The organism is Micromonospora sp. NPDC003197 (genome assembly GCF_053590565.1).
Genome location: NZ_JBSFTE010000046.1, coordinates 13,163 through 29,208, shown reverse-complemented (window position 1 = coordinate 29,208; position 16,046 = coordinate 13,163). Strand labels below are relative to the sequence as shown.

The window sequence follows — 16,046 nt, the reverse complement described above, 5'->3', positions numbered from 1 at the left end:
GGGGTACGCCGGCTGCCGGCCGGATACGCCGGCTTGGCGCGGGTCGAGGAGCCACCGTACGGGGTCGAACTCCTCCCAGCCCGGAATCGGGACCTCTTCGGCGACGAACCGCAGCAGTGTCTCTCGGACGGTCACGGCGTCGGCGGGACGGTCACTCGGGTCCTTGGCCAACAACGCCTCGATGAGCCGTACCAGCTCCGTCGGCGTGTCCGACCGCAATTGCCGTACGGGGGGAGCCGTCGCACGCTGATGCTGCTCCTCCAGCTCACGAGTCGAACCTTCTTTGAAGGGCTGGACGCCTGTGAGCAGTTTGAACAGCGTGCAACCGAGCGAATAGAGATCGGCTGCCTGGGTTGCATGCTTCGCGCCCCGGAACTGCTCCGGTGCCATGTAGCCGTCGCTTCCGAGTGGGAAGCCGGTGCGGGTCAACCGGCTGCCATCCGCATCATCGTCGATGATTCGTGCGACTCCGAAGTCGAGGACCTTGACCGCCCCGCCGCGGGTCAGCATCACATTCGCCGGCTTGAGGTCGCGATGGATCACGCGGACGGCATGGGCGGCGGCCAGGCCGTTCGCGATCTGCGCGCCGAGCGCGGCCACCCAGCCGAGGGGAAGCTGGAATCGTTCATCCATGAGCTTGCCCAGGTCCTTGCCGTCGAGGAATTCCATTGCCAGGTAGGCCAGACCGGCGTCGTCCACCGCACCGGCGATGATGTGCGGAAGGTTGGGGTGGGGGCCGAGTTGGCGCATGTTGCGCACCTCTTGCTCGATTCGCCGTACCGGCCTGGATTCGCTGAGCGGGCCGGAAATCTCCCGGAGATACTTCGGCTGGATCAGCTTGATCGCGACCACGCGATGCGGCGAGTCCTCGGCAGCCTGGAGATCCACGGCTCGGTACACGTCTGCCATGTTGCCGCTATCGATCGGGTCCAGACGGCAGAACCTGTTCGCTACCTGTTCGGGAACCACTGACGCTCCTGCTCGCGTTCTGGCCCGCGCCGGAATCGGGCCGCCAGGGAAAGCTCACCAATTTACGAAGTGGCGTACGTCCGCAGCAGAGTAGTCGACGTTAGCGATTCGTTGGGTGCTCTTCGTTTGCTGCATCAACTGGCGGAAGTGCATCTATCTGGACAAATGTCATGGAGTGTGAAGTGTTGCGCAACCGACATTGCTGCTGGTCAAGAGGCGGTTGTCAGGGCATCGAGTGCCGCCTTCAGCTTGACGCGAAGCGAGTTGTCTCTTGGGCGGGCGGGAGCGCTATCAAATATTTCCTTCGCCTGCTCCAGCGACGTCCGCGCCTCCCCGGGAAGACCGGCGGCTTGCTGCGCCATCCCCAGGAGGAAATGGGTCAGCGCCACGTTGTGGCGATAACCCTGTTCTTGATATAACTCGATCGCCGCCTCGTAGTCAGCGAAGCCGCGCGCGTGGTCACCGATCGTGCAATAGATCTCCGCGCGTCTGCGAAGCGCGGCGGCGGTGCCGTTGCGGTCCGTCGTGTCCCGGAACAATTCGCGTGCCTCTATGGCGTGCCGCAGGGCGCTGTCGAGGTTCCCGGCCTCGAACTCGGCGTGCGCCAGCCCGTTGAGTGCATGGGCGATCCCCCGTGGCTGGTCCAGCTCCCGATAGAGCCGTAGTGACTCCCTGAACTGCTCGGCCGCTGCGATCGGACCCTCCTGCGCCTCGATGATGATGCCGAGCAGCTGCTGTGCCTGCGCCTCGCCCAGACGATCATCGGCACGCTCGCTCAGCCGGAGGGCCGCACGTGCGTCCTGACCGGCCCACGCCAGCTTCTGGAGGTGCCGTCGGGTGCCGGCGAGGGCGAGGTGGAGCGTCGCCTGGTCGACCAGGTCGCAGGACTCGTCGACCTCCCGGAGAGCGTCGGTGAGCTGCCGTTCCGCGTCCGTCAGGTGGCCGTGCCGCCACTGGTAGGTGACCAGCGCCACCGTCAGCAGCCGGGCCGTGGCCGGCATCTTCTGCTGATGCGCCAACGGGATCGCCGCCAGCAGGGTCTGGTATTCGTCCTCGAACCAGCCCATCGCCTCCTCGGGATTGGTCGGGCAGGGCACCTCGATGCCGGCCGGCGGCGGCCCGATCGGCACCCGCCGGTTGGAGCCCAGGGCCCGGTTGCAGACGTACGCGCCGTGCAGCAGATAGTCCAGGAGGCGACGTTGCGCCGCGTCCCGCTCGTCGGCGGGGATCTCAGCGGCGGCCCGGTCCCACGCGTACTCGGCCAGGAGATCGTGGAACTTCAAGCGGGTGTCCGACCGGCCATCGACGATCTCGATGAGGTGTGCGTTGACCAGCTGGTCGACCCCAGCCATCAGTTCGTCGGCGATGTCGTACGCTCCGGCCAGGTGCCGGGCAGACGAGAGGCTGATCGTCGCCCCGGGGTGCAACCCCAGCACGCGAAACAGCTGGCTGGCCGCCGGGGCGAGTTGGGCGTACGACCAGGAGAAAATCGTTCTGAGATCGGATTGCGGCTCGCTGCTGGGCAACGCGACGAGCCGGGACCGGGAGCGCCGGAGCTCCTGGTGGAGCTGGGCCAGCGATCGGCCGTGGCGCCGGTGGACCCAGGCGCCCAGGACGTGAAGTAGCAGCGGAAGTCCGCCGCAGAACTCCACCAGGTCTTCCGCGACCCGCCATTCCCGGTCGACCCGGGCCGCCCCGATGACCTCCCGGTCGCGCAGGAGGTCGATGCCACCGGCCGTGTCGAGGGGGTCGAGGGGCAGCGACCTGGCCCGGGTACGGGCGACCAACATGTCCAGACGGGTACGGCTGGTGATGAGCGTCGTGCAGGCGCTACCGGTAGCAATCAGCGGCCACACCTGCGTGAAGTCCCGCGCGTTGTCAAGCACGACGAGCATCGAACGGTCGGCGAGGGCGGACCGGTATTCGTCCGTCAGCTCCTCCTCCGAACCGCCGGTGGCATCACCCTTCAGGGCCTTGATGAACCTGATCAACACCTGAGTGGGTGCCGTGGGCGAGCCGATCGAGTAGCCGTGCAGATCGGCATACAGGGTGCCGTCGTGAAACTTCTCGCGCGCCCGGTGGGCCCAGCGGACGGCCAGTTGGGTCTTGCCCACCCCGGGTAGACCGTGGATGACGGCGACCCGTGCGCGCGGTGACGGGCCGAGCAACGACTCGTCGAGAGCGGCCAGCTCGTCGTGCCGGCCGAAGATCTCTCGGTTCTGGGGCAACGTCCGAGGTAGGGCGTACACGCTCTGTTGCGTCCGTGCTGGAGTGCGGTGGTAGCTGCTATCGGTGAGATCCCGGTGGTGTTTGCGCACGGGCTCGCTGACCACGCCGCCCGATTTCTCGTACGCCGTCAGGAGCGCAGCGATCCGGTCGGGTGCGCCGCTCTCCGCCAAGGCGGTCATGTGATGTATCAGGAGCGTCGGATCGTGTGGAAACTGGCGGCGACATCGGTCGAGGTCGGACAGGATTTTGCTGATGTTGCCCTGTTGCCACTCGGCCTCGACGAGCCGAATCCATGCCTGTAGACATCGCTCTTCGATGTCGATGACCTGGTCCTCGAAGTTCACGTCCTGGCCCAGGCCGCTCAGTGGCCGCTCGTCGCACATCGCGACCGCCTTGCGTAGAGTACCGATTCGGTCGCCGAGGTCCTCCTTCTCAGACCGAGCCACGAGCTCGCGGAATCGCCAGTAGTCGATCAGCTCGTGTGGGATGCGCAGCTCGTAGTGTTCCCCCTTCTTGTTTGGCAGTGCCTTTTCGCCGATGATGTTTCGCAGTTCTGCGGCATACGACCGGAGGGTGTCGTCGCGGGCCGGTTGTCCCGCCCAAATATGTCTTCTGATCGTGTCGTTTCGTGCTTTCAGGTTTTTGTCGAGGGCGAGGACCGCGAGTAGGGCCAGCGCTTTCTGGGACCGTGTGGACATTCGCTGGCCATCTCGCAGAACCGCAACCTCACCCAAGAGGCAAATATCCAACTCTTTTGTCTGGTCGTCGAGGTTCATTGCTCAAGGATGCATCCATCGCGCCTTTGTGGGAACCCCTGATTCTCCCTCTTGATCTTGTCGCACCTTTGTCCAACGCCTGTCCCACATTCGTCCCACGCTCCACTGGGAGGCTCTGCTGAGCCGAGATGCGGCAGCAGATGGAAGGGTGGTAATGGAGACACGGATTCGGTTGATGACACCGCCGGGGGCAGCGCGACCACCGACGCGGAACGCGCTCGTCGTCGCCAGAACGGTTGTGGAGAGCCGTCGGGTGATGGATGTGAGCGAGATCGTCCGGGACGAACCTCGGGTGCGGCTGCACTACAGCGTGCCGCCTGGCACGAGTGAGGGGGTGGCTGCGATTCTGGCCGCCGCGGGAGGGTTGAGGATTCCGTGGCAGGAGCTGGACGTCGCGCACTTCGACCTGGTGCTGGCGGCGGAGGCGGCACTGGTGTCGGGGATTTCCGGCCCCGCGATCATCCTGGGGCCCGACCCGATCCAGCAGGAACTCGTCGAACCGCGAGGCGTCGAATCGCCCCCCGGTCCTCGGTCGACCCCCCGGTTGTGGGCGCTCGCCCATGAGCGGCAGCGGGACCGCCTACACGCCCGGTATTCCGGACCGGACCTGCGCTGCGTCGTGGTGGGGGATCCGACGTATGACCGCCTGATCATGAGCAAGCCGATGCGGCGGGCCTACCGCACGGCGGTGAAGGTGTGTGGGAAGCAGAACCTCGTACTGGTGGTGCTGGCCGGCGACCCGCGGTCGTGGTTTGCCAGGTCCACGATGCTCCTCCGGCGCCTATCCGACGAGCTGCCGACCGTCACACACCGGCTGATGCTCCTGTTGCCGTCCGGGGCGGGGTACGCGCCAGGCATTCGGCAGGTTCGGGCCTGGATTTCGGGCACCGACGGAAACCGGGTCACGCTGGTCGAGCCGGAGATTGACTGGCGGTCCATCCTGATTGCGGCGGACCAGGTGATTGGAGAATACGGAACAGTTACCGGTTACGCGGCGGCGATTGGTAGGTCGGTGTGGCTGACGGACGGGCCGAAAATCGGTTCTCTGCCCAGGTCGGTTGCCGAGTCCGTCCTGTCGGTGGCGTCGTCCATCGATCCAGTGATCCCGCTTCGCCAGCAGATCCCGACGTCGGTGGCCCGTCGGGCGGCAGGTCGCGACGAGATAGTCCGCCGCCTGACGTCGATGCCCTGTCGGTCGGCCTGTGCACTTCGTTCCCAGATGTACCCGTTGCTGCGCTTTGGTGGGCCAGAAAACCTACTCAGGCACCGGCCCGTGCCCGTGCCGAAACTCAAGTAGGCCGATTCTCTTGGCTCAGCGACACCGTTCTTTCAAGCGATGTCAGACAACGTCCAGGTTGATTCAACGAGGTAATGCAACCGTGGCTATGGGGGCTACGGTCTGTCAGATGGAGGGAAGAAATGCGGAACGTGACGATGCTGGCTATGGTCCGGGGCGGCGAGAACGGTGGCACGGCCGACGGTCTTGCCGATGATCAGGGCGAGATCCGTCGATAACGCGGCCTCCGCCGAGCGCGGCGGATGGGGCGCGTGGTCAAACGATCCCGCGCCCCACGGTGCTGGCCGAATTCGACTCGAGGGAACATCGGGTAGGCGTGCTCAGGCGGGTGGTGGTGCGGTGCTGTCGCGCACGATCAGCTCGGTGGCGAGTTCCACGCGCGGACTTTCGATCCGCTCGCCTCGGGCCAGCCGGAGCACCGTACGCGCGGCGAGTAGCCCCATCTCGGCGAGCGGCTGGCGGACCGTGGTCAGCGGGGGCGAGCACCAGCGAACCTCGGGCAGGTCGTCGAAGCCGACGACGCTGATGTCGTCCGGTACGCGCAGGTGGTGCTGCCGGACCGCCTCGTAGACGCCGAGCGCCATCTGGTCGCTGGAGGCGAAGATGGCGGTGGGTGGCTCGGGGAGGGCGAGTAGTTGGGTGCCGCCAGCGAAGCCGGCCTCGTGGTAGAAGTTTCCCGGGCAGATCAGCTTGTCGTCGACCGGAATGCTCGCTGACTCCAGGGCCGTACGGTAGCCGTCGAGGCGGGCGCGACTGCACATGAGCTGCGGCGGTCCGCCGATGAATCCGATCCGCCGATGGCCGAGCCCGATCAGGTATTCGGTGGCGCGCAGACTGCCGACCCAGTTGGTGGCTCCGATGGTGGGGGCCTCCTGCGGGGGTACGCCGGCCGGGTCGACGATGACGACGGGGATGTTCAGCCGGTGCAACTCGGTCTGTAGCGGTGGTTCGAGGGTTGAGGTCACGAAGATGACGCCCTCGGTGGAGCGGGCGCGCATGTTGTCCAGCCACTGTCTTGCTGACGACGTACGGCGGTGGATGGCCGACACGACCGTGCCGACCCCGGCCGCGTGCGCGACGTTCTCGACGCCTCGGATGATCTCCACCGCCCAGGGGCTGTCGAGATCGTTGAAGACCAGGTCGATCAGGCCGGAACTGGGTCGCATGCTGGGCGGCCGACGGCGGTATCCGTGCCGGTTGAGTAGTTCCTCGACCCGCTCCCGGGTCTGGGCGGAGACGTCGGCGCGGCCGTTGAGGACCCGGGACACGGTGGGCACGGAGACGCCGGCCAGGCGCGCGATCTCCGCAATGGTCACTCTCCGTTTGTCGTCGGAGGCCACAGGTCGCCCTTTCGTCATTGGTCGAGGGTACGGCTGCTGATCAGCCCTTGACGCTGCCAGCCAGGCCGCCGACGAGTTGGCGCTCTGCCAGCGCGTAGAAGCCGAGCGCGGGAACCATGGACAGCACCACGTACGCCAACACCCGGGCGGTGTCGTCGGCGTACTGGCCCTGGAATGCTTGCACCCCGACGGGCAGCGTCCACCAACTCTGGTCGGTGAAGACGACCAGCGGCAACATGAAGTTGTTCCAGCTGGCGACGACCGCCAGCACCGACACGGTGGCGAGCGCAGGCCGGGCCATCGGCAGCAGGATCCGCCAGAAGAAGCCGAACGCGTCGCAGCCGTCCAGGGTCGCGGCCTCCTCGATCTCGGCGGGGATCGTACGGAAGAACTGCCGCAGGATGATGATGGTGACCGGTAGGCCGAACGCGGCCTGGGGCAGGATCACGCCGAGCGGGTTGTCCAGTAAACCCATGCCACGTAGCAGGATGAACAGCGGCAGGATGGCGACCGCGAACGGGAACATCAACCCGATGGCGAAGAGGGTGAACAGGAACTCCCGTCCCCGGAAGGCGAAGCGGGCGAAGACGAAGGCGGACATCGCCGCCGCGCCGACCACCACGACGGTGGTGGCCACTGCGATCAGTGTGCTGTTGGTCAGCTGGCGCCAGAACACGTCGGAGGTGAGGATGCCGGTGTAGTTGCCGGGCACCCACGGTTCGGGCCAGCCGAGCGGGTTGGTGGAGAGTTGTCCGTTGTCCTTGAAGCCGCCGAGCACACCGAATCCGACGGGCACCACGATGAGCGCCCCGATCACAACGGAGACGAGGTGCAGGACGGCGTGCCGCGCCCGTACGGTCGGGTTTTTTGTGCTGGTCATCGCTGGACTCCCCGGGTGGTGATCGCGCCTTCGGTGTCGCGGCGCAGGACGATCCGCTGGTAGGTCAGGGCGAAGACGAGACTCAGGGCGAACATGACGATGGAGATGGCGCTGGCGTAGCCGACCTCGAAGCGGCGGAAGCCGTACTGGTACATGGTCACGGCCATGGTTTCCGAGGCGTGGATCGGCCCGCCGCCGGTCAGCACCCACACCATGTCGAACAGTTGGATGGTGCCGATCACCGACAGGAAGATGCTGATCCGGATGGTGGGGCCGAGCAGCGGCAGGGTGACGTGCCGGAACACCTGCCAGGCGCTGGCACCGTCGGTGATGGCCGCCTCGGTGATCTCATTGGGGATGGCTTGCCGTCCGGCCAGGTAGAGCACCATGTGCAGGCCGAAGTACTTCCAGGAGACCACCAGGAACACCGCGATCAGTACGGTGTCCGGGTCGGCGAAGATCGCGCCGGCCTCGGCGCCCAGCAGGCGGGCCAGGGTGTCGCCCAGGCCCCGGTTGGGGGAGAGCACCAAGGTGAAGAGCACCGCGGTGGTGACCTCGGAGAGCACGTACGGCGCGAAGAACAGCAGCCGGTAGACCGCGCGCCCCTTCAGCGGCTGGTTGAGCAGCATGGCCAACCCCATCGCCACCGGGAGCTGGACCAGCAGGGACAGCATGACGAGTACGACGGCACGCCACAGGTCGCCGAGGAAGGTCGGGTCGCCGAAGGCCCGGGCGAAGTTGTCCAAGCCGATGAATTCGTCCGGTATCCCGAACCCGTTCCACTTGAACACGCTGGCATAGCCGGCCACCAGGATCGGGGCGATGACCAGCAGCAGGAACAGCACCAGCGCCGGGGTCAGGAAGACGGCGATGGTGCCGCGCCGGCCGGGCCGGAGCCGGAACCGGTCCCGGCGGCCCGGGCGAAGCAGGCTCCGGCGGTGCGGGCGGTTCCGGCGGTGCTCTTGCGAGCCTGCCGGAACCGCCGTCGGGGTGGCGGGCATGGTTACTGGCTCTTCGCCACGGCAGTGATGTCCTTGACGATCTGCTCCGGCGTCTTGGTGCCGGCGATCAGCTCGGCCACGCTGTCGTTGACCTGCTGACCGACTGCCGGGGGATATGCCTGGTCGAGGTAGAGCTGGAAGCCGGTGGCGCTGGCCAGGGTCGTTGCGACGGTCTTGTTGTTCTTGTCGGGGATCGCGTCGGCGGCGTCCTTCACCGTGGGCAGCACCAACCCCGTCGCCGCAGCCCTACGCTGGTTGGCTACCTCCAGCAGCGTCTTGAGCAGGTCGATGGTGGCGGCAGGGGCGTTACGGCCGACGGCGAAGCCGTTGCCGCCGCCGAACGCCTCGGAGCCCGCGCCCTTGCCACCGTCGACCGTCGGGAACGTGAAGAATCCCAGCTTGTCGCCGAGTCCCTGCTTGCTCGTCGACGACGACGCCTGCACCGACGGGGCCCACTGGCCCATCAGCTCCATGGCCGCGCCGCCGTTGCCCATCGTCGCGGCCTGCCCATCCGGCGAGCTGTAGTCCGCGCCTAGGAAACCCTTCTGGAACGGCTGGAGGTCGACCAGTTCCTTCAGCCGCTGGCCGGCGGCGACGAAGTCGGGGGTGTCGAAGTTGCGATCCTCGGCGGCCTTTTGCAGCGCGCCCAGCCCGCCGATCCGCATGGCCAGATAGGCCCAGTAGTAGTGGCCGGGCCATTTCTCCTTGCCGGCCAGGGCGATCGGGACGATGCCGGCGGCCTTGATCTGCTTGACGGCGGTGAGTAGTTCGGCCCAGGTTGTCGGCGGGGCGGTGACACCCGCCTTGCCGAACAGTTCGGTGTTGTACCAGAAGCCGACCATGCCGACGTCGAACGGAATGCCGTAGATCTTGCCGTCGATGGTGAATGGCTGGACCGATGCCGGCAGCAGCGTGCCGATCCAGGGCTGCACCTCGGCGGTGAGGTCCTTGACCAGGCCGGCGTCGACCTGTTGCCGGAGCACACCACCGCCCCAGGACTGGAACAGGTCTGGTGGGGATCCGGCCTGCGTCGCGGTGGTGAGCTTGGCCTTGAACGCCTCGTTCTCCAGCGGCTGGATCTCGACTTTCACATTGCTGTGTGCGGTTTCGTACTCCTTGGCCATCGCCGCCCACACCGGCAGCATCGGCTCGGTGTTCTGGATGTGCCACCAGTTGATGCTCTGCTTACCGTCCGATGTGGAGCCGTCGCGGCCACAGGCGGCCAGCAGGAGCGCCCCGGCGCTCGCACCGGCCAGGCTCAGCAGTGACCTGCGGGAGAGGTGCGCTGTCATGTGCCATCCCTTCGAGGACTTATGTCGTACTCGGATGCCGAACCAGTCGGCGGGAGGTGTGGAACACTGTGACACCGAAACTTTCGGAAGCGTGACGGTAGGTGCGGTCTGTTGGCGTGCACGTTACGACGTGCTCATATTGACGGTCAAGACACTGTTGACTCTCGATATGATCCGTTACGGTGGGACGGAATTCCGAGAACTTCCGGTGAGATCTTCCGGAAACTGGCTGGAAGCCGGGACCCACCCAAGGAGCCGCACATGTCGACCGAGATCGCCGAAGACGTCACCACCACTGCCCGGTCGATCCGCAACCCCGTACTGTCCGGGTTCCACCCGGACCCCTCGATACTGCGGGTCGGTGACGACTACTACCTGGCCACCTCGACCTTCGAGTGGTATCCCGGTGTACGGCTACACCACTCCCGTGACCTGGTGCACTGGCGTGCCCTGGGCGGGATCATCACCGAGCGTCGCCTGCTCGACCTGCGCGGCTGCGGGGACTCGAACGGAGTGTGGGCGCCCGACCTGTCGTACCACGATGGGCTGTTCTACCTTGTCTACAGCGACGTCGCCAGCTTTGCCAGCGGCTACTGGGATCCGCAGAACTTCCTCACCACCGCCCGCGACATCACCGGCCCCTGGTCGGACCCGGTGCGGCTGCACGCGCACGGGTTCGACGCCTCGCTCTTTCACGACTCGGACGGCACGACCTGGCTGCTCAGCATGAGCGCCGACTGGCGGCCGGGCCGGGATCGCTTTGCCGGCATCGAGATCCAACGGTACGACCCGGTCGAGGGCAGCCTGGTCGGCAAGGCGCAGGTCATCTTCGCCGGCACCGCCGTCGGTCTCACCGAAGCCCCGCATCTGTATCACCACGACGGGTGGTACTGGCTGGTCACCGCCGAAGGCGGTACGAGCTGGGCCCACCAGGTAACCGTCGCCCGGTCCCGAAACCTGCTGGGTCCGTACGAGGTGGATCCGGCCGGGCCGCTGCTGACCTCCGCCGGCCGTCCCGACCTGCGACTACAGAAAGCCGGCCACGGAAGTCTGGTACGTACCCAGCGCGGCCAGTGGTACCTGGCGCACCTTGCCGCCCGTCCCGGTACGCCGTACGGCAACTGCATCCTGGGCCGGGAAACCGCCATCCAGCAGGTCGACTGGGCCCCCGGCGACTGGCCCCGAATCGCCGACGGGGTACCCGCCGACGAGGTTCCCGCCCCCGGACTACCGGCCCACCCGTGGCCCGCCGAGCCGGCCATCGACCACTTCGACACACCGCATCTGGCGACCTGGTGGTCAACGTTGCGGCGGCCCGCCACCGCCGACTGGATCGACCTGCGTACCCGCCCCTCGCACCTGCGCATCCACGGCGGCCAGTCGCCGGTTGGCAAGCAGTGGCCCAGCCTCGTCGCCCGTCGGGTAGGGGCGGCCCGCTGTGAACTCTCCACCGTCGTCGAGTTCGAGCCCGGTGACCATCGGCACCTGGCCGGGATCACCGCCTACTACAACACGCTGAACTGGCACTACCTCTATCTGACCCGGGCCGACGACGGCCGGACCGTACTGGAGCTGCTCAGCTCCGACAGTGGCCGGCGGACGCCGTACCCGGATTTGACGGTCGACGTCGGCGGGAACGGCTCGAATGGCTCGAACGGCGCGACCGGCTCGAATGGCGGAGTCAGCCGGGTTGGTCTGCGCGCGGCCTTCGACGGACCGGTGGTGCGGTTCAGCTACGACCTCGGTGCCGGGTGGCAGCAGCTACCCGTCGAGTTGGACGCCACCATCCTGTCCGACGAACACGCCGCCCTGATCATCGACGGCGAGCCCGCCGCCTGGGGTTTCACCGGGGCGTTCCTGGGTCTGTGGGTGCAGGATCTCGGCAACGACGGGGTTTATGCCGACTTCGACCACGCCACCTATCTCGAACATTGAGCCGGCCCTGTCGTGATCGGTTCCGCCGCTTTTCGTATTCCGATAGTTTCCGAAAGTCGTTGACCCGGTGAATCAGGCTGCCAAAGAATCGATGTAAGCGAATGGAGTTGCTCCAGATCGGGCCGGTCGCCATCGCCTCCACGGCGTATTCGGCCCATTGCGACAGCCGCCCCGCACCTGGAGGCGAGGCCCGAGGCGTCGATGTCGCTCGCTGATTCCGCATTCTCGTCCTTTTCCTGTTCCCGCGAGAGGAGCAGCAGCAGTGACCACCAGAATTGCGCCAGGTACTTTCCTGCACCAGCGGAGGCCGATACGAGCCGCCATCACGATCGGTGCCGTCGCCGTGCTCGCGGTAGGCGTCGGGCTCACCGTGGCGCGCCAGGCCAGTGCCGCCACCACCCTGGGTGCGGCGGCGGCCGAAAAGGGCCGCTACTTCGGTACCGCCGTCGCCGCCAACCGGCTCGGCGAGGCAGCGTACGCCACCGTGCTCAACCGCGAGTTCAACTCGGTGACCCCGGAGAACGAGATGAAGTGGGATGCCGTCGAGCCATCCCGCGGCAACTTCACCTACGGCTCGGCCAACCAGATCGTCGACCACGCCACCAGTCGGGGCATGAGCGTACGCGGGCACACCCTGGTCTGGCACTCCCAACTGCCCGGCTGGGTGAGCAGCCTGTCCTCGGCGACCGAGGTGCGCTCGGTGATGAACAACCACATCACCCAGGTGATGACCCAGTTCCGCGGCAGAATCCATTCCTGGGACGTGGTGAACGAGGCATTCGAGGACGGGAGCAGCGGTGCCCGCCGCAACTCCGTCTTCCAGCAGTGGCTGGGCAACGGCTACATCGAGGAGGCGTTCCGCACCGCCCGATCGGTCGACCCCGGTGCCAAGCTCTGCTACAACGACTACAACATCGACGACTGGAGCCACGCCAAGACCCAAGCCGTCTACAACCTGGTGCGCGACTTCCGTAGCCGGGGCGTGCCGATCGACTGCGTGGGTCTCCAGTCACACTTCAACGCCCAGTCCCCGGTGCCGGGCAACTACCAGACGACGATTTCCAGCTTCGCCGCGCTCGGCGTGGACGTGCAGATCACCGAACTGGACATCGAAGGCTCCGGCACCAGCCAGGCCAACAGCTACCGTACCGTCGTCAACGCCTGCCTGGCGGTGTCCCGCTGCACCGGCATCACCGTCTGGGGCGTCACCGACAAGTACTCGTGGCGTTCCAGCGGCACGCCGCTGCTGTTCGACGGCAACTACAACAAGAAGCCGGCCTACGACGCCGTACTGGCCGCGCTCGGCGGCACCGGCACACCGGTGCCCACTTCGACCAGTCCGACCACCCCGCCACCGGGCGGCGGCAACTGCTCCACCACCTATACCGAGGGGCAGAAGTGGAGTGACCGGTTCAACGGCAGTGTGACCGTGACCGGCACCAACAACTGGATCGTCACGGTGACCGTCACCCCGCCCCAGAAGGTCATCGCCACCTGGAACGGCAGCCCGAGCTGGGACAGCAGCGGCAACGTGATGACGATGCGGCCGAACGGCAACGGCAACACCTTCGGCTTCACCATCATGCACGGCGGGAACTGGTCCTGGCCGTCGCTGACCTGCCGCGTCGGCTGAGCACACCCCTCTACCAGCAGAAACCGTACGGGGCGACGACTCGAACCCGGTCGTCGCCCCGTACGGCATGCTGGCAGCTCTGCGCGATTCAGCGGTACGTCATGACGCGGCGCGGCTCAGCGGTACGTCATGAGGCGGTGCAGGTCAGCGCCGGGGAGGGTGCCGATCCGTTGGCCTGGAAGCCGAACTCGGTGGACCCGCCCGCCACCAGCCGACCGTTGTAGCTCATGTTCGTCACCTGGATCGTGCCGCCGGTGGCGCTGAACTGCCCGTTCCAGGAGTTGACGACGCTGTTGCCGGCCGGCAGTGGCAGCGTGACCTGCCAACCGTTGACGCCACCGGTGCCGGCGGTGACCCGAACGGCCGCCACGTACCCGCCCGACCAGGAACTGGTGACGGTGAACGTCGCCGTACAGCCGCCCGGTGCGGGTGGGGGCGTGGTCGGCGCAGGCGACGAGGGGGTTGGTGAGGACGGCGATGGCGACGGGCCGGCGGTGTCGAGACCGAAGAACGTGATCGCCGAGGCCGCCTGCACCGGCAGGTTGTGCGGAGTGTTGGCCATGCTCACCGCCTCGACCAGCACCTGGCCGGCGCCACTGGCATACCGGGTACGGGTCCAGCTCGGCTGCGGATAATCCGTCGAGGTCGGGGTCTGGCCCAACCCGTGGACGTTGGTCCACTGCTTGATTGCCTCGCCGAAGTTGACGTACGACAGGATCTCGTCGTTGGTGCCGTGCCAGAGTTGCATCCTGGGCCGCGGGCCGGCGTAGCCGGGATAGGCGTTTCGCACCAGGTCACCCCACTGCTGGGCGGTCTTTGTCAGCTGTCCCTGCGCGCAGGCGCTGTTCCACTTGGTCGAGCCGGCGAAGCAGGCGAACGGCACCCCGGCGAACGCCGATCCGGCCCGGAACACATCCGGGTACGCCCCGAGCAGCACGTTGGTCATCATCGCGCCGGAGGAGACACCGGTGGCGTACGTGCGCTCAGGGTCGGTGTTGTACTGCTGCTGCACGTACCTGACCATCGAGACGATGCTCAGCGAGTCTCCGCCTCCGTTGTGGGTGAGGGTGGCGGTCGAGGCGACGTCGAAACAGCCGTCGCTCGCGGTCACCGACGGGTAGATCACGATGAAGCCGTACCGGTCCGCCAGGCGGGCGAACTCCGTATTGGTGTAGAACGTCGGGCCGCTGCCGGTGCAGTAGTGCACCGCCACCAGCAGCGCCGGTCGGGGCGAGACATTGTCCGGGACGTACAGGTACATGCGTAGGTTGCCAGGGTTGGTGCCGAAGTTGGTGACCTCGGTCAGGGTGGCGGCCCGAGCCGGCGATGCCACCGCCACGATCGTCGCCGCGATGGCGCAGGCCAGCGCGAGCCACACTGCGTACAGTGTCTTGGGTAGCCTCATGAGCCTTCGTTCCTCCTGCTGATGCGCAGGCTGGACAGGTCGTGACCTGCGCGGACGAATCCTGCCGTCCTCCGGAATGGTTTCGGCGGAGTGCCCTCGGCAGATGCTGGATGGCCGCATCCCGATGCGGTCCATACCGGCTCCCGACGCAGATACTAGACGCGCGATTCCTTCAGAGTCGACAACTATCGATATGTTTCGGGCGGCTGGCGTTTCCCGTCAGGTAGCTGTGCTCTTCCCATCGGGCGGCAGCGACGACTCGGCTGTCGTTGGCCGGGCTACGGGCAGCTCAGCCCTATGATCGCGAGTACGGCGACCGTCTCCTCCGAGGCGGCTGCCCCGGTCAACGGCCTGCGTCCGCGCGGGTGTGAACCCTCGCGAGGAGCGGACGGATGCTCGATCGGCGGCTCTACCGCCACCTGGTGACCTGGCTGGGGCAGTGGCCGGCCCGGCAGCCGCTGCACGTGGTGGGCTCGCCCCGGCGTACCGCACCGGGCTGGGACGGCCGGATCCACCCGGCCATCGGCATCGACGGACCCGACGGCATGGTGCTCTCCGTGCCGCCGGACCGGGTCACGGCCGCCCGGGAGTTGCGGCATCTGTCCCCGTCGAAACTGCTGGCCGAGTTGCCGGCGGCGGTCGGCCGGGAGGGCTGGCACAGCTACCGGGCGGTGTTCCGCTACACGACCAGCCCGGCCGATCTGCCAGCGGCGGGCGAGTGGATCAAGGCTGACGATCCGGTGGTGCCGGATTGGCTGCGCCCGTTCGGCGAAGAGGTACTGGTGGTCCGGGACGATTCCGGTCGCTACCTCGCCGGGGTAGGGATCAAACGGCACGACCGGTACGGGCACGAACTGTCCGTCGGCACCGAACCGGCGGCGCGAGGCCAGGGCCTGGCCCGGCGGTTGGTGGCGCAGGCGGCGCGACGGGTGCTCGCCGAGGGGGCGGTGCCGACGTACCTGCACGAACCGGGGAACATCGGCTCGGCGCGGGTCGCCGAGGCAGCCGGTTTCGCTGATCAGGGCTGGTGGGCGTACGCCGTGACCGTCCCCGATCCTTCCTGAGCCGGTCGCGGACCGTGGACCCACGCCGGGGCCCACGGTCCGCATCCGTCCCCAGGTCGTGGTCTTCGTGACCGGTGCCCGGCCCATGAGTGCCGACCGGCCCATGAGCGCCGACCGGCCTGCCGGATCCGTTCGTGGTCACGAGCGGCGTAGACCAGGCAGCGTGGGTCGGCGACGACGACAGCCGGCTGTCTGTCGGTAACGCTACGTATTCGGATCGGCCCT

Annotated in this window: 11 protein-coding genes; 4 read left to right on the top strand and 7 right to left on the bottom strand. The window is 67.0% G+C overall.

Going from position 1 to position 16,046, the window contains the following annotated elements:
- A partial coding sequence (locus tag ACWDV4_RS30165; RefSeq protein WP_449985746.1) for a serine/threonine-protein kinase occupies positions 1–969 on the bottom strand: 969 nt, incomplete at its 3' end.
- A gap of 209 nt (positions 970–1,178) precedes the next feature.
- Positions 1,179–3,896 (bottom strand): AfsR/SARP family transcriptional regulator, encoded by a 2,718-nt coding sequence (locus tag ACWDV4_RS30160; protein ID WP_449985744.1) that lies wholly within the window; start codon positions 3,894–3,896, stop codon positions 1,179–1,181.
- A gap of 340 nt (positions 3,897–4,236) precedes the next feature.
- Here ACWDV4_RS30160 and ACWDV4_RS30155 point away from each other — a divergent pair, with 340 nt between their 5' ends.
- Entirely contained in the window at positions 4,237–5,271 is a 1,035-nt protein-coding gene (locus ACWDV4_RS30155) for a hypothetical protein (RefSeq protein WP_449985741.1), read from the top strand.
- Positions 5,272–5,591: 320 nt separating this feature from the next.
- On the opposite strand, the gene ACWDV4_RS30150 is transcribed toward ACWDV4_RS30155, so the two are convergent.
- Genes ACWDV4_RS30150 through ACWDV4_RS30135 form a run of 4 tightly spaced genes read right to left on the bottom strand, consistent with a single transcriptional unit; the run spans position 5,592 to position 9,784 of the window.
- Entirely contained in the window at positions 5,592–6,611 is a 1,020-nt protein-coding gene (locus ACWDV4_RS30150) for a LacI family DNA-binding transcriptional regulator (RefSeq protein WP_449985750.1), read from the bottom strand.
- A 40-nt stretch (positions 6,612–6,651) separates the two neighbouring features.
- Positions 6,652–7,491: a carbohydrate ABC transporter permease gene (locus tag ACWDV4_RS30145; RefSeq protein WP_449985738.1), complete on the bottom strand. Its 840-nt coding sequence runs from the start codon at positions 7,489–7,491 to the stop codon at positions 6,652–6,654.
- Positions 7,488–8,492: a carbohydrate ABC transporter permease gene (locus tag ACWDV4_RS30140; RefSeq protein WP_449985736.1), complete on the bottom strand. Its 1,005-nt coding sequence runs from the start codon at positions 8,490–8,492 to the stop codon at positions 7,488–7,490. Before ACWDV4_RS30140 ends, ACWDV4_RS30145 begins: the two co-directional genes overlap by 4 nt.
- A gap of 2 nt (positions 8,493–8,494) precedes the next feature.
- Positions 8,495–9,784, bottom strand: a complete 1,290-nt coding sequence (locus tag ACWDV4_RS30135) for an extracellular solute-binding protein (protein WP_449985733.1) — start codon at positions 9,782–9,784, stop codon at positions 8,495–8,497.
- 261 nt (positions 9,785–10,045) lie between these two features.
- Between ACWDV4_RS30135 and ACWDV4_RS30130 the strand changes: the two genes are divergently transcribed.
- Positions 10,046–11,719: a glycoside hydrolase family 43 protein gene (locus ACWDV4_RS30130; protein WP_449985730.1), complete on the top strand. Its 1,674-nt coding sequence runs from the start codon at positions 10,046–10,048 to the stop codon at positions 11,717–11,719.
- A 262-nt stretch (positions 11,720–11,981) separates the two neighbouring features.
- Positions 11,982–13,352, top strand: a complete 1,371-nt coding sequence (locus tag ACWDV4_RS30125) for an endo-1,4-beta-xylanase (protein WP_449985727.1) — start codon at positions 11,982–11,984, stop codon at positions 13,350–13,352.
- A 127-nt stretch (positions 13,353–13,479) separates the two neighbouring features.
- On the opposite strand, the gene ACWDV4_RS30120 is transcribed toward ACWDV4_RS30125, so the two are convergent.
- Positions 13,480–14,757 (bottom strand): extracellular catalytic domain type 1 short-chain-length polyhydroxyalkanoate depolymerase, encoded by a 1,278-nt coding sequence (locus ACWDV4_RS30120; RefSeq protein ID WP_449985724.1) that lies wholly within the window; start codon positions 14,755–14,757, stop codon positions 13,480–13,482.
- A 392-nt stretch (positions 14,758–15,149) separates the two neighbouring features.
- Between ACWDV4_RS30120 and ACWDV4_RS30115 the strand changes: the two genes are divergently transcribed.
- The gene (locus ACWDV4_RS30115) at positions 15,150–15,821 is read left to right on the top strand and encodes a GNAT family N-acetyltransferase (protein WP_449985722.1); all 672 of its coding nucleotides are present in this window, start codon (positions 15,150–15,152) and stop codon (positions 15,819–15,821) included.
- Positions 15,822–16,046 lie beyond the last annotated feature (225 nt).